This is a genomic window from Pontixanthobacter luteolus (assembly GCF_009828095.1).
GTDB lineage: Bacteria > Pseudomonadota > Alphaproteobacteria > Sphingomonadales > Sphingomonadaceae > Pontixanthobacter > Pontixanthobacter luteolus.
In genome coordinates this window covers 406518-423474 of sequence record NZ_WTYP01000002.1, presented here as the reverse complement: position 1 = coordinate 423474, position 16957 = coordinate 406518, and the positions used below count along the sequence as shown (strand labels likewise).

Below are 16957 nucleotides of genomic sequence, written 5' to 3'. Positions count from 1 at the left end.
CCGGATTTTAAGGCGCTCCGGCCTGAACGGGAACTGAAGTGCTGCCCTTTGCCTGCATTTCAGCGGCCTCAGCGGCAGTGATACGGTTCATGAAGCCGGTCATCCGCTCGATAATGGAATGGCTTCCGCGCCACGGGCTGGCGGTGGCCATGATAATCAGATTGTGGTCCATTTCATCAATGAAGTGCGTCTCGACCTGGCCGTTCAGCCCTTTCAAGGCCTCAGTCAGGGCCACCGTGTTGCGCGGCTTCACCACGGTATCGTCCTGGCCTGTCAGCAGCAGCATGGGCGGTGCATCACCGCGAACGAAATTGATCGGCTGGGTGGCTTCCGGATCGCTGGTTCCCCCGAAGGCTGCGCGCGTGGAATCGCTGTCGAAAGGATAAAAATCATACGGACCAGCAAGGCCGATCACGCCTTTGATGGTGCCCGGCTCCAACCCTTCGCGGCCCAGCCACTGCCGGTCGAGTCCGACCATCGCCACGTTGTATGCGCCCGCAGAATGTCCGGCGATGAATATCGCATCAGGGTCGCCGCCATGGCGGGAAATGTTCGCCTTCGTCCATGCAACCGCTCGCGCCGTGTCTTCCACCATCCCGGGAAATACACCGGCGTCGCCCAACCTGTATCCGGCCAGCACGACAACGAAACCTTCAGGCGCAAGACCGCGCGCAAAGAACCCGTAATCGTCAGGATTGCCGCTGCGCCAGCTGCCGCCATGCACGAAAATCAGCACCGGTTTTTCGCCAGCAACTTGGCTGAAATCGCGATAGACGGCGACTTTCTGTGCCGGATCACTGCCCAGGACAACTTTCTCGGCCAGTTCCACGCCCCGGTCGCCGGCCGTGATCCGGTCTACAGTGTCGAGCACCGCGGGACCGTTGCGGCCAATCGCGAATTGTAGCGCGGCTGCCGCTGCGAGCAGCAGCACAACGATGATCGCTGCAATCCAGATCATGCGCCGTTTTCCCTTGGTTGTCATTTAGCCTGCGGCCTCTGCTACCTGTTCCACCGTCTCGACAATTCCCGCAGCATCGCGGTCGGCCGATAGCCCCGCTTCGCGCAGAAATGCTTCTCCGGTCTGATAATCGCTGCCGAGCCAGAGCGGAACCCCTGCCTCTGCAATGGCTTGTTTGGCCTCGACTTCTTCGCCCGACAAGGTTTCGCCTGCGGACCGGATGAATATCGCGGCAATACGGTTGGGGAAATCCGCCGCGATTGATGCGTAGGCGGTCAGGTCGCCCTGCGTGTCGTCGCCAATCAGGGCGAAGCGCATGTCTGGAAAGGCACCAAGGATGGTTTCGATCGAGGCCCGCTTGTGTTCGCCGTGCCCGCCGGAACCGAGCGTCTCGCGGCTCAGGCTCCAGTCGCGCAGCATCACGGGGCCGAGCGGCAGCCCGCGCGACTTCTTGAATGCGACAAGATAGCTGAACAGGTTCCAAGGGCTGGAGGAGACATAGAAGAACGGCCGGCGGGTTGCCGACAGGCGAGTTTCCGAAGCCTGCCCTGCACCTCCGCCGAGCGCTTGGTAAAATCCGTCCACCCCGGGCACATGCTCGCGCTGATGCGGCATTTGCGCCAGCACCCGCTTCCAGTTCCGGCGCACCGCCTTAAGGCTGCCGGTGATGCCGGTTTCAATGATTGTATCGTCGATGTCGGATATGACCGCCAGATCGGTATCGGCACCTGGGGCAAGGATATGACATTCGGCCTCTCCTGCGCCGCCTGTCCATTCCAGCTTGCCGACGTGCCACAGCGCGGTCGGCGGCAGCGGCCAGTCATCCACTTCTATCTCGAAATGGACGAAGCCTTCCTCATCTGTTTCCTGCGTGCGGGTTAATTCAGAGCCATCCTCGCGCGTGATGGTCAGCGAAACCTGAAGCCCGGCGACCTCATGCGAGATGAATTGCGACAGCATCGTGCGGACGGAACGCAGCATTCCCTCTGCATTGAAATCGGCGACATTCCCTCGCAGAGCGCGTGCGGAAATGGACAGGATTTCGCTGCTTCGGTAACCGAAGAAGGGCTGAACCCGGGGCGGAGCATTGGTGAAGAATGGCACCGCGCGACGCTAGACATCTTGCGGTGCAATTCAATAGCAGTTCCGGTGATTTATCCGGCGACCTTGCGGGCAACTTTCTCAAGCAGCGGAATATCGTCGGAAACTTCGGCAACGAACACGATTTCGCCGCTGTCCAGCCGGCGTATCAATACTGCACCGAATTCCGCGCCATCTGCCGAAATTTCGCTCAGCGGGCGGTGTTCCAATTCGCGCAGCTTTTCTGCCAGAGCCGGACGAATTTCATCAACCGGATCGACTGTCTTTCCGCTTTCTTCCTTGCGGATGCGGCGTTCGGCCTGAACCACGGCCTTGAGCCCGCCTTCCGCTTCGGACAGGAAGCGTGACAGTCCCCCGCGCTCGATCTCGAGGCGCTGCGCATGCTGCAGAACGGCAGCATATTCGGTTAGGCGTGTCTTGTCGTAATCGGCACCGAAAACCAGCTTGACCACTGGCGTCATTGGCGCACGTTCCTGCACCGTAAGGCCGTTTTCCTCGATCAGTTCTTCGAAGTCTTCGGGCGATTCCTGCGCAGCCAGGCTCACATCATATGCGCGGCCAACTGCGTTATACAGTGCGGTGCGGGTGCGGTCTTCTGACGTGTTGGCGATCTGCGCCAGTTCGCGCGCTTCGGCCAGGCAATCATACAGATCGCCTTCCGCAGCGTCAGAAGCGCCAAGCAGTACGGTTTCCGCAGCCGGAACCTCTTCCTCGATCTCTGTTGCGGGGGCAGCAGGCTCTTCCTGCTCGTCAAACCCTGCGGGAGCATCAGCGAGGCCTGTGTCCGGGACGCCGCTGATGCGGAGATCATCAGTTGTGTCGAAATCTTCCAGCTCTTCGATGTCTTCTTCATCGAGATCATCGTCGAAGTTGTTTTCCGAGGTTTCGAACATCGAACCGAGGCCGTGGCCAAGCGTCTTGGTCTTTTTCTTGAGCAAAGGTGACGCGCCGAGCGGAGCTACGCCGTCTTCGCTGCTGTCTTCGCCGCCATATTCCGCGCCGCCGGATATTTGATCTTCTGCGCGCATGGCGGCCAGGGGATCGTGGAATTGTTCGCCGTCGTCGGCGTCTTCCCAATCGTCCTCGTCGAAGCTTCCCGCTAGCGGGTTCTGCTTGCGCTCGCGCGGCTGGATCAGGGATGAAAGGCGTTGGACAGCCGCTTCATCTGCGTCTTCCAAATCATCGTTTGCAGTGATTTCTGCCGAATAGTCTGCGTTGTCCGCGCCGAATGCCGGGGCAGGGAAGCCCTCTTCCTCTTCCCCTTCGGTCTCGCTGTCTTCGAACTCGCCGAGGTCGAGCATACCGCTCGCATCGATGGTTCCAATCTCGTTTTCGAGGTCTAGCGGTGCGTCGATCGGATCGGCGATGCCATCGGCGTCTGCACCCGATCCCTCGGCTTCCAGCTCACCGCTATCCAGCGCCTGGTCAATTTCCAGCAGCAGTTCATCGGTTGTGATCTGGTCGGCCATTTCCTTCCAGTTGATCACTCCGTAAATGAAATCGATCGTGTCGCCGTCACTTGAGTAAGGCAGCAGGATGCCGCGGTACAGGATCGTCACGCCGCGCTGGTTTACGAATTCGGCTTCGAACCCGATCGGCGCCTGATTCGCGAGAATCTGCATGTAGTGATCGGTAATTCGGCTAAGCAGCGACCGGCTCGGCACGTCCGATAGGCGCTCGATTTCGTCATGCGTACCACACTCGCCCGCAAGTTCGTTGCCAAGGTACTGGATTGCCGGATCTTCAATGCCCGAGGTGAAATCGAGCAGCACGCTGAAAGGCCCAAAATCGTTGATAGTTTCAGGCTCAAGGTCTTCGATTGATGGGAAGCTGCGGTCTTCCAGCAGGCTGGCCCAGTGGTTGTAGGCACGCACTTGCATACGGCGCTCGTCCGTACCGATTGCCGCAGGCGGCAATTCGCGTCCGGTTTCGTCTTCACCATCGTCGAAGTCGCGATCGTCGGCATCGTAATCAGCCGAGCTGAAATTTCCGCGAAACGTGTCCATGGCCCGAAAAGCCCCCTTGGTAAAAGTTCAAGGGACCTTTTGGCGGCGTGTAGTAAATATACTGTTAAGTGCGTTTCTTTGCGCCCGCGATGCAATGGCGTCTGGAAGGGTCATGAAAACCCTTGTGTTACAGCATGTAACGCATGCGGATCGGCTGCGATTGATCTGCTGCTGTGACGTCAAACGCAGCATCGCGGAATTTTGGCGGACCCATCCTGACCTTTGCATCGCGGGAGAAGCCGAAGCCTTCGGTAGGCATCATCATCAGTGCGCGATCAGCCTTTCCGTTGTCATTCTCGTCATGCAGCAGAGCGATTGCGTATCGTCCGGGCTTCACGTTGCGGAAGGTGAAAGACACCGTTTCCGCCGCAGGAACGACCACGCTGTAGGCGTTTGCGTCGCCCCGGCATTTGGGAAACCGGTCTGCGTTGGTCGTCATACAGGCGCGGACCACGCCCTTGGCTGAACGGAGTTCCGTGGCCGTCACTTTGATGGAGGCGCCGACCGGTTCAGGCCGAACCGGGGAATTGCCGGCCAGCAGGGCTGCCGCCGGCACGAACATCGCTATTTTGCAAAAGCGTCCGAAATGCCGCGATCTGTCCCGCAGACCCTGTCCCAGAACCGGAAGTATAGGCCGAAATTGCATGTGTATGCCTCGTGATGACGCTGGTGGTGGCTGGCGGTTATCAGCCAGTTCCCCAACCTTGAATGAATAAGTGCGCGGGGGAACATTTCCCACCCCATGTGATTGGTGACTCCCATGATTGTCATGATTGCCAATACCAGTCCCAGAATGCCGATATGGACCGGGATCAGAAATACCAGCGCCGGGATGACAAATGCCCCACTGATGGCCTCGACCGGATGGAAGCTCATCGCTGCCCAAGCGGTTGGCGGGCGGCTGGCGTGATGTACGGCATGGGCGATCTTGAACAGGCGGGGCTGATGCATCCAGCGATGCGTCCAGTAAAACCACGTATCGTGCAGGAACAGATATGCGAACAGCGATACCGGCAGATACCATAGCGGAAACTCGGACAGGTCAGTGTAAATCCGGGTCCAGCCCAGGTTTTGCCAGCCCCACGCAACCACGCCGGCAGGGATACCATAAATAGCGGCTGAGAGCAGCGACCAGCCGATTTCCGACCGGATCTGCCGCGACAGCTTGCCATACAGGCCTGGCCTAACGCGCTTGGTTGCCCAGGCAAACATTCCGCTGGTCAAAAGATAACGCACCGCGACAATCGCCGTCATGGCAATTGCAGACAGGAGGATCGCGGTCATCATCATTGCTGTATGCCGCAGGCGGGGCCGATGCGACAGGCCCTAATTGCTGAAACAGCCAGGCCGCTTCAGCCCTGTGTGCGGGCCCAAGCTGAGCATTCAGGGTCACTCGCAGTTACCTGCCGCCTCAACGAAGCCCGCGCCAATCGTTCTATTTCGACTTTACGGCGCGCGGCAGCCAGCGGGTGCGAAGGGGCAGGTCTGATGATTTCCGCATCGTAGGAATCGGCAACGATGATCCCACAGCAATCCGGCTGGTATGCCTCTGTTTCCAGGGCGGAGCGGTCGAGACCGGGCGGAACGCCCCAGTAAAAACGGTCGCAGAAATCGAGATAATCGGGCCACTTGTTGTCGCCCAGCAGGTCTGCCCGGCTAACCTTTATTTCAACGATCACGATCCGGCCTTTGGGGTCCATGCCCATCAGGTCCGCCCGGCGCCCGTTGCGCAAGGGCATTTCGGGCAGGCACCAGATATCGTTACGGCCGAACAAGCGCAGGATACCGCGCGAGAGGGCCTTGGCATCTAGCGGCGCAGCGACTTCAGAACCACGCCGCGCGCTGGCCGCGGCATTCGCGGCGGTGTTGGTCTGGTTCGGGTGAATCACTGGTGTCTGAGCCATGCCTCTTGTTGGAACATAGCAAGAACTTGATCAAGATGGTGCAGGCAAACTGGCCCAAAAAATTCATGCGGACCGGCGCGGCCCCATCGCGCCGCTTTCCGGTAGCAGTGCAAGCAAGGCATCGCGCGCCGCGACATATTCATGCCACAGAGTCAGTGCGGCGGACGTGCCGTTTTGTCCGCGTGCCTTGGTCGCAAGCAGGGCGGCGAGGCCCGGCTGCATCATCGCGGCCATGTCCGAAACCTGATTCCGCGCCAGATCCAGCTGCCAGCCATCGACATCCCTGATCAGCGCGGGAAAATTGCGCATTTTCTGCGAAGGTTTTTCAGCAGGCATTCCCGCCAGCATCGCCACCGCTGCTGCGGCATCCTGCACCGCAGCCCATTGGCGGCTCAAATTATTACCCGCGGCGACCTTGTGGTCGGCCCGGTCGGGCGTGAGGAATTTGGTTGGAGAGGCGTCCATAGGATTCGCCTTTTACGCCCGATCGCTTGCCAAATCGCTAACGCGGCTCCCCGGCGATATGCCAGCTCGCTTCACGATAACCGAGTTGCGCCGTGATTCCTCCGGTCAGTTCGCGAACCAGATCGCGGTCAGCCGCGCTCAATCGCATGCGCCATTTGTCCAGAACCGCCTCGCTGTCGCGCCGGATATAAGATGCAGAACCGGAGAAATCGGTGCCTGCTGATTGCAGGTTTTTGGCAAGGAAGGTCTTCACCGATGCACTCTGCCTCGCGCCGGCAAATGCAAACAGGGCATCGACCGTATCCCGCGTTTGGCTCACCAACCGATCTTGCGACAGGAGGAATGTGTGAGGATCAGGCAGGAGGAACTGTGCCGCGAAACCATAGACGATTCGCCACAGATGCGCTGCCTGTTCGGTGAGCGGCGGAGGGGCATTCGCCAACTCGCTTATCGTACCGGCTTCTCCTGGCAAGGCCTCAAGCAAGGCTGGCTGCATCAGATTGTTGAAGTCGAAAGCGCGTCCTGCCCTGACAAAGCTTTCCGCGAAAGCGCAAGGATGCCTGACCGTCAGCACGACTTTCAGACCATCCTCTGCCTGCAAAGTCCGCGCGGAAAACGCCATGAACGGGTCCTTGAGGATGGCCGGCCTGGGGGCAAGTCGCATCGGAAGTTTACGCTGTGCGTACCGCAACACTCGCATCGCATCACGCGGTGATCGTGCGCCTGAGGCTCTTGTTGCGATCTGCTCAGTCAGATCGCCGGCAGCCAGCGCTTGCTCGAGAAACCGGCGCAGCTCACTGTAACGGGCGGCATCGTAATATTCATACCACCGCTGCGGCTGGATCGAATCGTAACTGAGCGTCGGCTGCGGGTTGGTCGGTTCGTGCAGAAGGTGAAATTCATCTGCTGCAGCAAGCAACCGCCCTGCCAACGTCGTCATCGAATAGTGCGTACCCGTGACGACTATAGAAGAGCCGAGCAATCGACTGGATGGAACGCCGGCAGACATGCCCTTCCTTATGCAGCGGTGCCGTTTGCAGCAAGCTGCACGAATAACGCTGGCAAGCCGCAACCCGCTTTGCTAAGCGCGCTCCCCTGACTGATCGGCACCCGTAGCTCAGCTGGATAGAGCGCTGCCCTCCGAAGGCAGAGGCCAGAGGTTCGAATCCTCTCGGGTGCGCCATATTTCTATTTATGCGCGGTTTGCGCATCAGGTGCAGAACCATTGGTCCAGCCATTCCGGAAAACATCAGACGCCAAGGGCCACGCGGCGATTGAGCGCAGCTGTGCAGCATTGCGCCCTATCTTCATCGTTCAGCGTTCGATTGAAGCTGGGTGAAAGCAAACGGTCGCCGCGAGGCCAGAAGGTGTATTGCTGAGATCGAGTGTCAGTCCCAGCGCATCCGCGAGATCCCGGGCAATTGCCAGGCCGAGGCCTGAACCGCTTTTCTGGCGGTCGAACCGCGAGCCGATCTCGAAAGCATGTGAGAGTTCTTTCTCGGTCATTCCGGAACCGTCGTCGATCACACGCGCGGTGAATGACTGGTTCGGCTCGCAAACGAATTGCAGCTTGACCTCGCGCGTCGCCCACTTCCCTGCATTGTCGAGCAGGATCGAGAGCAATTCGGAATAATCGACTTCATCCAGCGGCAGTTGCACGCCGTCGCAATTGTTAGTCTCCAGAACAAAGTGCTTGTCCGGATGCAGCCTTTTCATGGCTCGCAGTATCGGCTCTGCTACTTCCGGCAGGCGCACCCAACGCGCGCTATACGGTTGCCCGGTCGAAGAACGCGCGCGGGCGAGTTGGAAATCGATCTGCTGCTCCATCGCGCGTGCCTGGTCGAGCAACACTTTCGACGGTTCGCGCCCCCCGGCTGTCTCGCCCAGTCGTTCCGCCTCGTCGGTGATTACAGCGAGCGGGGTGCGCAGTGAATGAGCCAGGTTGGCTGCCTGCACCCGGCTCTTGGCAATCATGTCGGCATTCTGGTGCAGGTAAGCGTTCAGGTCTGCGACAAGCGGCGCGATTTCCGCTGGATACCGGCCTTCGAGATCCTGCGCTTCGCCTCGCCGCAATCGACCAATCGCAACCGACAGCCGGTCCAGCGGATGCAGACCGAAGCTGATGATCGCCATCCCGGTTGCCAGCAAAAATACGCCAAGACCGACAAGCCACAGCGAGAGGTCCCGGGTGAAACTGCCGATCAACCTGTCGAGTTCGCTCTGATCGGTGGCGATGACGAAGTGGATATCCTCGTCCGACGGCCCCTTGCGGGTGAAGCCATAGGTTATGGCGGGCCCAGAAGGGCCATTCTCTAGCGTGTGCAGGATCTCGGGCGAATGTGCGATATGTTCGTCCAGCGTCCCGCGGGTCATGGATTCCGATCGCAAGGCCTGCCGGTTCCGAGCAGTGATCTGCCAGTAGAAGCCAGACAATGGCTCCTCGTAGCGCGGGTCGGACAGGGGCCGTGTCAGTCGCAATTGTCCATCCGGCCCAACCTCGGCCAGCCGCCCCAACTCGCGGACATGGACCTCCAGTTCCTCGTGATAGGATTCCTCGACATGCTTGCTGAAGATGCCCACAGCCGAAAACCAGATAGCACCGATACCCAACACGACCCACAGCGTGATCGCCAGGAGGAATCGCAGCCGCAGGCTGCCGGGTACGGGACGGCTGCTCATTTCTCGAAACGATAGCCCATGCCGCGCTGGGTGACGATATGCTCGCGCCCAATCTTGCGGCGTAAGCGGCCGACCAGCACTTCAACCGTGTTGAGCTCGCGATCGGCATCCAGCTCATACAGGTCATCGAGGATATCGGCCTGCGACATGACCTGTCCGGCACGGCGCATAAACAGGTGAAGCAAGCGAAATTCCTGTTTGCTAAGCGCCAGCGGGACGCCAGCGTGTTCGACCGTTCGGGCAATTGGATCAAGCGACAGGTCGCCAATTTCGAGCAAATTGTTGCGTGTCCCTTGCTGACGCCGGAACAGCGCATTGAGCCGCGCCTGTAATTCTTCGAACCGCACCGGTTTGACCACAAAATCGTCTGCTCCGGCGTTGAGCCCTTCGACCTTGTCCTGCCAGCTGCCGCGTGCGGTCAAAATCAGGATCGGGGTTTCGACCCTGGCATTGCGCCAATGTCGCAAGAGATCGATCCCGTCGCCATCAGGCAGGCCGAGATCGAGGATGACCGCTGCCATTGCCCCGACATCGGGCCAATCTTCCGCTTCGTTGCGGCAGGTTGCCAGTTCCACGGCGAAATCTGCCGCGCGCAGGCGATCGCTCAGCCGCCGGCCAAGTTCGGGATCGTCTTCTACCACCAGCAGGCGCATAGCCGGAGCCTTCCTCAACAATTGGCGGCACTATGGTACGTAAAACTGACAATATCCTGCCAAACTGACAAGTTGTTGTCAGCTTCATAAAGCAAAAGGGGCGGCATGAAGCCCCGTCTGTTCGCCTCAATCGCCCTGCTTGCCGCTCTCGCGGCGCTTCCGGCCTGTTCTGACACCGTCGAGACCGAAACCGCTCCCGATGCTGCCGCCGATCCGCTGGCAGGCCTGGCCATAGATGCAGTCAAAGTAAGCGAAGTTGGCGATCTCCCGCTCGGCACGGTGCTTGGAATGGTGACATTGCCGCCAGAGGCGCGGGTCGCAGTTACCACCCCTTTCCCCGGTGCCGCAGTGAGGGTCTATGTCATCGAAGGGCAAGCGGTTCGCCGCGGCCAGCCGCTGGCCTTGGTTCGTTCTGCGGAGCCTGTGCAGATTCGTGGCGACCTGTCGCGTGCCCGGTCTGAAGTCGGCTTGGCAGAAGCGCGTGCCAACCGGCTCACCCAGCTTGCCGAAGAGGGTGTCATCGCTCAAGCGCGCGCCGACGAAGCCAGAGCCGCATTGGCGCAAGCCCGCGCCACCGTCGCCGAACAGCAACGGCTTGCATCACTTGGCGGCGTTGGCCCCGACGGCATGATGACCCTGACCGCGCCGATCTCAGGCCGGGTTGCGCATGTCGGCCCGGAAACGGGCGGGCCAGTAGACGGGATGGAGGCCCCCTTCGTGATAGAGGCCGAGGGCGCCTATCAGGTCGAGCTGCAGCTGCCTGAACGGCTGGCCAAAGCCGTCAGACCCGGCATGCCGGTAGAGATCATGTTGTCTAATGAAGGCGATGAGCGGATCACTGTCGGTGGTCAGATCCTTGCTGTGTCGCCATCGATTGATCCGGCCACCCGTGCCGTGCTTGCGCGCGCCAGTATCGGCGCTGCACCTGGCATTGTTGCCGGACGCAATGTCAGCGTGACGATCAAGGGCAGCGCAGGGACAAAGGGCATGGCTGTTCCCGCCAATGCCGTGACGAGGATCGGCGGAGACGATCACGTTTTCGTGCGCGATGGCAAGGCATACAAACCGCGCAGGGTCACGGTGGTTGCAACCACTTCTGATCAGGCCGTGATTTCCGAGGGGTTGAAGGCGGGCGAGGTCGTCGCCGCGAGCAGCATTGCCGAGCTCAAGGCCATGAGCGCGGAGTAGGGCGGCATGCTGCGCAACCTAGTCGAGAGGGCGCTCAACCTGCGTCTTGCGGTGATTGGCCTGGCGCTGGTGCTGGCAGGCATCGGTGCGTGGTCTTTTGCCAAGCTTCCCATTGATGCCTTCCCCGATATTAGCACCACACAGGTAAAGATCATTCTCAAAGCGCCGGGGATGACGCCGGAAGAGGTCGAAAGCCGGGTTGTCACCCCGATTGAAATGGAAATGCTCGGCATTCCCGAGCAGACGACGCTTCGCTCGGTTGCGAAATATGCGATTGCTGACATCACCATCGATTTCCAGGACAGCACTGACATCTATTGGGCGCGCCAGCAGGTTGCCGAACGGCTTGCTGCGGTGATGGGGGATTTGCCGGCGACGGTTGAGGGCGGGCTGGCTCCGATCTCCACCCCGCTGTCCGAAATGTTCATGTTCACGCTCGAAGGCCCGCAATCGCTTTCCGAAAAGCGCACGGTGCTGGATTGGACCGTGCGCCCTGCTCTGCGCACGGTGCCCGGGGTTGCGGATGTCAACGCGCTGGGCGGCTATGTCGAGACTTTCGAAGTTGCGCCACGGGCTGCGTCTCTTGCTGCCGCGGGCCTCTCTACCGCAGATCTTGCTGAAGCCATCGAGATGAGCAACCGCAACGATGGCGCAGGCCGTCTGACTAGCGGTGAGGAATCCCTCATCGTCCGCTCCACCGGAGCAATCCGCACACTGGAAGACCTCGCCGCTGTGGTCGTCAAATCCGGCAATGGCGCTGTAGTGCGCGTCGGCGACGTCGCCAGTGTACGCACCGGCAGCCTCACCCGCTATGGCGCGGTAACCAAAAATGGCGAGGGTGAAGCGGTGCAGGGGCTCGTTATTGCTCTGCGCGGGGCCGATGCCTCCCAAGTTGTCGAAGGGGTGAAGGAACGGCTGGAAGAGATACAGCCCAGCCTTCCCGAAGGCATGAGCATCAATGTTTTCTATGACCGTTCGGACCTTATTACGCGCGCCGTTGGAACGGTTGAATCCGCGCTGCTCGAAGCGACCGTGCTGGTCGTGATCCTGCTGCTCTTGTTTCTTGGCGATATCCGGGCCTCTGTGATCGTCGCGCTGGCCCTGCCAATGGCAGCGCTGCTGACGTTCATCTTCATGCGGTCAATCGGGCTCAGCGCCAATCTCATGAGTCTTGGCGGGCTTGCCATCGCGGTCGGCATTCTGGTCGATGGCGCGGTTGTTGTGGTCGAGAATGTGGTCGAGCGGCTCTCCGATCCCCAACACGCCAAGAGCAGCAAGTTGCACAATGTCTTTATCGCCTCGGCAGAGGTCGCGAAGCCAGTTGCCTCGGGCCTGGCAATTATCGCGCTGGTGTTCCTGCCGTTGCTCACGCTCGAAGGGCTGGAAGGCAAACTGTTCAGTCCCGTGGCGCTGACCATCGTTCTCGCGCTCGCCTCGGCGCTGGTGTTGTCGCTGACGCTGGTCCCGGTGCTGGCTTTCTACCTGCTCAAAGTGAAGCCCCCGCAAGATGAAAGCCATCACGAACCATGGCTCATGCGCAAGATCTCGCCGCGTTATTCATCACTGCTGGCCGGGTCCTTCGCCCACAAAAGGCGCGTGTTTTCCATAGCGGGTATCGGTCTCGCTCTAACCGTTGGCGCTTACAGCGTCACAGGCAAAACCTTCCTTCCGGTGATGGATGAAGGCTCGATCATCGTTCAGCTGACCAAGCTGCCCTCTATCTCCATCGAACACAGCGTCGAAGGGGATTTGAAGGTGCAGCGCGCGATCCTTGAGCAAGTGCCCGAGGTCGAAGCCGTAATCGCCCGCGTCGGCTCGGACGAGCTGGGCCTTGATCCAATGAGCCCCAATGAAACCGACAGCTTCCTTCAGCTCAAACCGCGCGAAGATTGGCGGGTGCAGGACAAGGACTGGCTGCTGGGCGAACTGCGCAAGGTACTGGAGCAGTTCCCCGGTATCGAGCCGACTTTCACCCAGCCGATCGACATGCGCACCTCCGAAATGCTTACCGGCGCGCGCGGTGATCTGGCGATCAAGCTGTTCGGTCCCGATCTCGATGCATTGTCGCGGCTGGCCGGGGAAATCCAAACCCGGTTGGAAACCATTGAAGGCACCAGCGAGGCCGCGACGGTGGCCAATGACCAGGTTGATTATCTGCTGGTCGATATAGACCGTGTTGCGGCGGGACGCGTTGGAATGCCGGTTGCTGACCTGCAGGATATGATGCGCGCCCAGGTCGAAGGCGTAAACGCCGGTATCGTCGCAGATGGTGTGCGCCGGGTGCCGATCATGATGCGGGGCGAAGGATCGGGAAAGCTAACGGCGCAGAGCTTTGCCGATCTGGCCTATCGCGCACCTTCGGGGCAACTTGTGCGCGCAAGCGACGTCGCGCAGGTCAGCCAGGTCGAAGGGCCGGTCAAGCTCGAACACGAAAATGGCTCGCGCTATGCCATGGTGCAGGCTTTCGTCTCGGGCCGTGATCTGGTCGGCTATGTCGATGATGCAAAGGCTGACATCGCTGCCAATGTCACTTTGCCGCAAGGGTATCGGCTCGAATGGGGCGGGCAGTTCGAAAATCAGCAGCGTGCATCGGCAAGGCTGATGGTCGTCCTGCCGGTTTCGATCCTGCTGATCTTCGCCATCCTGTATTTCACCCTCGGTTCGGTGCGGGCCTCGTTGTTGATCCTTACCAATATCCCCTTCGCGGTGGTTGGCGGGATGATCGCGCTGGCTGTCTCGGGCGAATACCTCTCGGTTCCTGCCTCTGTCGGCTTCATTGCCTTGCTCGGCATCGCGGTTCTGAACGGGCTCGTCATGGTGACCTATTTTCGCCAGCTGCGGGAAGAGGGCATGCCGCTGCCCGAAGCAGTCAGACGAGGAGCCGAACGAAGGCTGCGTCCTGTTTTGATGACCGCTAGCATTGCAGCCTTTGGCCTTGTTCCTTTGTTGTTTGCGACGGGCCCGGGTTCAGAAATTCAGAAGCCGCTCGCCATCGTTGTCATCGGCGGACTTGTCTCCGCAACGCTGCTCACGCTGGTCCTTCTGCCGATTCTTTACGAACGTTTTGGCGAGAGTGCTGCCGAGCGCGAGGCCGGCGATATGCTGCATCCGGTGGAGGACTGATATGCGGTTTCTGACAATCCTGCTGCCCCTGCTTGGTCTTGCAAGCCCGCTCGCCGCCGAACAGGGCCTGCCTGAAGAGACATTGGTGTTGAAGGCGCTTGACGACCACCCCAGCGTCGCAGCTGCGCGTGCGCGGCTCGAAGCGGCGCGCGCGCGGGCGGAGGGGCTGAAAAAGGGCCCCTACGAATTCAGCGTTCAAGGCACGTACCAGCGCCGCAGCGTCAATGGCGGCGGGCAATTTGATGAGTACGATGCGCAATTGAGCCGTGCGTTTCGTTTGCCGGGCAAGGCTCGGCTCGACCGGGAGATCGGCAGGCACGGCTTCGACGTTGCGGAAAACCTTGCCGAAGATGCCCGTCACGAAGCGGCGCTTTTGCTCGCCTCGCATTGGTTTGATTGGCTGTCCGCCGGGGCGCAGGAGCGGGTCGATCGCTTGGCGGTCAGGAATTACGAAAGAGCACTTGCCGCTGTCGAGCGCCGGCGCGACCTGCGTGATGCTGCACAGCTGGAAGTCGATCAGGCACAGGCCGCACTTTCCGAAGCACGGCGTATGCTCGAACAATCGAGAGGTCTGGCTTCGCTGGCTCGCTCACGCCTCGAAGTGCAGTTTGCCGGGCTCCTGCTTCCAACCGAAGTGCCTGAAGTTCCGGTGCCGGAGATCGCAGATGCGCGTCTGTCTCAGCTTGGCGACCTTGTCGTGGTCAACAGCCATCTGATCACCGCTGCTGAAGCGCAAAGCGCGCGCAAGGCAGCCGCAGCAGACCGGGCAGCGGCTGACCGAATGGCTGATCCGACTATCGGCCTCAGGGTTTTTTCCGAATTTGGCGGCCTTGAGCGCGGAGCCGGCGTGGTGGTTTCTGTGCCGCTGGGCGGCGGCCATCGCAAAGCTCTGGCCAGCGAGGCTGGGGCAAGCGCGTCAGCGGCGCGCGCCGAGGAGCAGCTCGCCCGGTACAACGTTCAGGAAACTGCCAGAGCTGATGTGGCCGAGGCGCGTTATCGCCTTGCTGCTTGGGAGCGATCGTCCGAGACGGTGGAGGCCCAGATGACAGCTTTGGCCAAGCTGCGCCGCGGGCACCAACTCGGCGAGATCGACCTGGCCGACCTGCTGCTGGGCGAGCGCATGGTCCACGATGCCTTTCGTATCGAAGCCGAAGCCCGAGCCGAAGCCATGCGCGCCATCACCAAGCTACGTATCGACAGCCACGAGCTGTGGCTCGGCGATTAAGTCAGGTGCCAAATTAGCCTTGGTCACGGCGATGGCAGAGGCCACAGGTTCGAATCCTCTCGGGTGCGCCAGTTTTTCCTAGTTTACCGCCCTCTCTTTGCCTTCCCAGTAGGGTGCGCGCAGTTCGCGGCGGAGGATCTTGCCTGAGGGGTTGCGCGGCAGGGCGTCGATGAAGTCCACTGTCTTGGGGCATTTGAAGCCGGCGATCTGACCCTTGGCATAGGCGATCACGTCCTCCTCTGTCAGATTGCTGCCCGGTTTGGCGACAACCACGGCCTTCACCGCTTCGCCCCACTTGTCGTCGGGGACGCCGATTACCGCGATGTCGGCAATGTCGGGGTGGCCGTAAACGGCGCTTTCGACCTGCGCGGGGTAAACGTTTTCGCCGCCGGTGATGATCATGTCCTTGATCCGGTCCTGGATGTAGAGATAGCCCTCTTCATCCAGCATGCCGGCGTCGCCGGTGCGAAACCAGCCATCGCCGATCATCGCCTTGTCGTTTTCTTCCGGTCGGTTCCAGTAACCGAGCATCACCGCATCGCTGCGGATTGCCACTTCGCCGGTCTGGCCCGCGGGCAGCGCGTTGAGGTCCTCATCCATGATCCGGACTTCGACACCCGGCATCGGTTTGCCGGCAGATTTCATCACGTGTTCGCGGCCCTGGATATTCTCCGGCTTGTGATCGTCAGGCGACAGGCTGATCACCGTGCCGAACGTTTCGGTCAGGCCGTATAGCTGGGCGAAATCGCATTTGAGCCGTTCCACCCCTTCTTTCAGCATGTCGAGAGGGATCGGGCTGGCACCGTAGGTAAGCCCTTTGACAGAGGAGAAGTCGGCGTTCTCCGCATCGGGATGGGCCAGCATGATCCCGAGCGCTGCCGGGACCAGAAACAGCCATTTCACCCGGTATTTCTCGACATCTGCGATCAGCTGTGCGGGGTCGAATTCGCGGTGGATGATCAATTCCTGCCCGCCGAGCACCGCGCCCAATGCTGTCCCGACACCGGCGATATGCCCGTAAGGCATCGCAAAGATCATCGTGTCGCCCGCATCGGCGCAATACCAATAGATGTTGTGCTGTTTCATCAACGGACGGAAATGGGTGCCGTTGTGATGGCTCAGTACCACGCCCTTGGGCAGGCCGGTGGTGCCCGAGGTGTACAGCTGGAGCAGGCCGTCATGCGCATCGACTGCGGTGGTGACGGCCGCGTCCGACTGCGCATCGCGCCACTCGTCGAAACTGTCATCGGTCAGGATTGTGTTGCCATCGAAAGGCAGCTGATCGGCAAATTCCGGCTCTACAAACAGCACACCCGCGCCCGAATCCTGCAGGATGAATTCCACTTCCTTGGGGGCAAGCCGCCAGATGATCGGGATGAAGACCATCCCGGCGCGGGCCGCGCCCATGGCCAGCTCCACCGATCGGTCGCTGTTCTTTCCGAAATATGCCACCCGGTCGCCTTTCTTGAGGCCCATCGCGGCAAGACCGTTGGCGATCTGCGTCGCGTGCCGGTCATAGGTTTTGTAATCGGTAGTCCGTTCGCCATACCGCAGGGCCACCTGATCCGGCGTCTTGGCCGCCCAATCGGTCAGCGCAGCACCATAGGTTGGGTAATAGGGGTTGTCCTCGGACATTATCGGTCTCTCCAGCATCC

At 60.4% G+C, this 16957-nt stretch carries 14 protein-coding genes and 1 tRNA gene; 4 read left to right on the top strand and 11 right to left on the bottom strand.

Going from position 1 to position 16957, the window contains the following annotated elements:
- Positions 1-7 precede the first annotated feature (7 nt).
- The 8 genes from GRI43_RS10490 to GRI43_RS10455 form a co-directional block, all read right to left on the bottom strand.
- Positions 8-982, bottom strand: a complete 975-nt coding sequence (locus GRI43_RS10490; RefSeq protein WP_160731066.1) for an alpha/beta hydrolase — start codon at positions 980-982, stop codon at positions 8-10.
- A complete protein-coding gene (locus GRI43_RS10485; protein ID WP_160731065.1) occupies positions 983-2062 on the bottom strand; it encodes a phosphatase domain-containing protein in 1080 nt (359 codons plus the stop codon).
- 50 nt (positions 2063-2112) lie between these two features.
- On the bottom strand, positions 2113-4065 hold the full coding sequence (locus GRI43_RS14095) for a PAS domain-containing protein (protein ID WP_160731064.1): 1953 nt from the start codon (positions 4063-4065) through the stop codon (positions 2113-2115).
- A gap of 127 nt (positions 4066-4192) precedes the next feature.
- Positions 4193-4627: a DUF2141 domain-containing protein gene (locus tag GRI43_RS10475; protein ID WP_160731063.1), complete on the bottom strand. Its 435-nt coding sequence runs from the start codon at positions 4625-4627 to the stop codon at positions 4193-4195.
- Positions 4628-4629: 2 nt separating this feature from the next.
- Complete coding sequence (locus GRI43_RS10470; protein WP_160731690.1) at positions 4630-5352, bottom strand: sterol desaturase family protein; 723 nt, start codon at positions 5350-5352, stop codon at positions 4630-4632.
- A 65-nt stretch (positions 5353-5417) separates the two neighbouring features.
- On the bottom strand, positions 5418-5969 hold the full coding sequence (locus GRI43_RS10465) for an MmcB family DNA repair protein (protein WP_160731062.1): 552 nt from the start codon (positions 5967-5969) through the stop codon (positions 5418-5420).
- Between the two features lie 63 nt (positions 5970-6032).
- A complete protein-coding gene (locus GRI43_RS10460) occupies positions 6033-6434 on the bottom strand; it encodes a hypothetical protein (protein ID WP_160731061.1) in 402 nt (133 codons plus the stop codon).
- 37 nt (positions 6435-6471) lie between these two features.
- Positions 6472-7374, bottom strand: coding sequence for a hypothetical protein (locus GRI43_RS10455; RefSeq protein WP_160731060.1), 903 nt, complete (start codon positions 7372-7374; stop codon positions 6472-6474).
- 166 nt (positions 7375-7540) lie between these two features.
- Here GRI43_RS10455 and GRI43_RS10450 point away from each other — a divergent pair.
- Positions 7541-7617, top strand: a tRNA-Arg gene (locus tag GRI43_RS10450).
- 131 nt (positions 7618-7748) lie between these two features.
- Here GRI43_RS10450 and GRI43_RS10445 read toward each other — a convergent pair.
- Both GRI43_RS10445 and GRI43_RS10440 read right to left on the bottom strand, forming a co-directional pair.
- Positions 7749-9113 carry a sensor histidine kinase gene (locus GRI43_RS10445; RefSeq protein WP_160731059.1) on the bottom strand — a complete coding sequence of 455 codons (1365 nt, stop codon included), beginning with the start codon at positions 9111-9113 and terminating at the stop codon, positions 7749-7751.
- Positions 9110-9766 carry a response regulator gene (locus GRI43_RS10440; RefSeq protein WP_160731058.1) on the bottom strand — a complete coding sequence of 219 codons (657 nt, stop codon included), beginning with the start codon at positions 9764-9766 and terminating at the stop codon, positions 9110-9112. Before GRI43_RS10440 ends, GRI43_RS10445 begins: the two co-directional genes overlap by 4 nt.
- 105 nt (positions 9767-9871) lie before the next feature.
- On the opposite strand from GRI43_RS10440, the gene GRI43_RS10435 reads away from it, so the two are divergent.
- From GRI43_RS10435 to GRI43_RS10425, 3 genes are read left to right on the top strand one after another with little or no spacing between them, the layout of a single operon-like run.
- Positions 9872-10954, top strand: coding sequence for an efflux RND transporter periplasmic adaptor subunit (locus GRI43_RS10435; protein ID WP_160731057.1), 1083 nt, complete (start codon positions 9872-9874; stop codon positions 10952-10954).
- Between the two features lie 6 nt (positions 10955-10960).
- Positions 10961-14077 carry an efflux RND transporter permease subunit gene (locus GRI43_RS10430; protein WP_160731056.1) on the top strand — a complete coding sequence of 1039 codons (3117 nt, stop codon included), beginning with the start codon at positions 10961-10963 and terminating at the stop codon, positions 14075-14077.
- 1 nt (position 14078) lies between these two features.
- Positions 14079-15302: a TolC family protein gene (locus tag GRI43_RS10425; RefSeq protein ID WP_160731055.1), complete on the top strand. Its 1224-nt coding sequence runs from the start codon at positions 14079-14081 to the stop codon at positions 15300-15302.
- A 78-nt stretch (positions 15303-15380) separates the two neighbouring features.
- Here the strand turns inward: GRI43_RS10425 and GRI43_RS10420 are convergent, their stop codons facing one another.
- The gene (locus GRI43_RS10420) at positions 15381-16937 is read right to left on the bottom strand and encodes a long-chain-fatty-acid--CoA ligase (RefSeq protein WP_160731054.1); all 1557 of its coding nucleotides are present in this window, start codon (positions 16935-16937) and stop codon (positions 15381-15383) included.
- Between the last annotated feature and the right edge of the window lie 20 nt (positions 16938-16957).

Bases quoted from the DNA above. Each gene is read 5' to 3' on its own strand.
- GRI43_RS10490 (WP_160731066.1), bottom strand. From the start codon at position 982: ATGACAACCAAGGGAAAACGGCGCATGATCTGGATTGCAGCGATCATC.
- GRI43_RS14095 (WP_160731064.1), bottom strand. From the start codon at position 4,065: ATGGACACGTTTCGCGGAAATTTCAGCTCGGCTGATTACGATGCCGAC.
- GRI43_RS10475 (WP_160731063.1), bottom strand. From the start codon at position 4,627: ATGTTCGTGCCGGCGGCAGCCCTGCTGGCCGGCAATTCCCCGGTTCGG.
- GRI43_RS10470 (WP_160731690.1), bottom strand. From the start codon at position 5,352: ATGATGACCGCGATCCTCCTGTCTGCAATTGCCATGACGGCGATTGTC.
- GRI43_RS10465 (WP_160731062.1), bottom strand. From the start codon at position 5,969: ATGGCTCAGACACCAGTGATTCACCCGAACCAGACCAACACCGCCGCG.
- GRI43_RS10460 (WP_160731061.1), bottom strand. From the start codon at position 6,434: ATGGACGCCTCTCCAACCAAATTCCTCACGCCCGACCGGGCCGACCAC.
- GRI43_RS10455 (WP_160731060.1), bottom strand. From the start codon at position 7,374: ATGACGACGTTGGCAGGGCGGTTGCTTGCTGCAGCAGATGAATTTCAC.
- GRI43_RS10445 (WP_160731059.1), bottom strand. From the start codon at position 9,113: ATGAGCAGCCGTCCCGTACCCGGCAGCCTGCGGCTGCGATTCCTCCTG.
- GRI43_RS10440 (WP_160731058.1), bottom strand. From the start codon at position 9,766: ATGCGCCTGCTGGTGGTAGAAGACGATCCCGAACTTGGCCGGCGGCTG.
- GRI43_RS10435 (WP_160731057.1), top strand. From the start codon at position 9,872: ATGAAGCCCCGTCTGTTCGCCTCAATCGCCCTGCTTGCCGCTCTCGCG.
- GRI43_RS10430 (WP_160731056.1), top strand. From the start codon at position 10,961: ATGCTGCGCAACCTAGTCGAGAGGGCGCTCAACCTGCGTCTTGCGGTG.
- GRI43_RS10425 (WP_160731055.1), top strand. From the start codon at position 14,079: ATGCGGTTTCTGACAATCCTGCTGCCCCTGCTTGGTCTTGCAAGCCCG.
- GRI43_RS10420 (WP_160731054.1), bottom strand. From the start codon at position 16,937: ATGTCCGAGGACAACCCCTATTACCCAACCTATGGTGCTGCGCTGACC.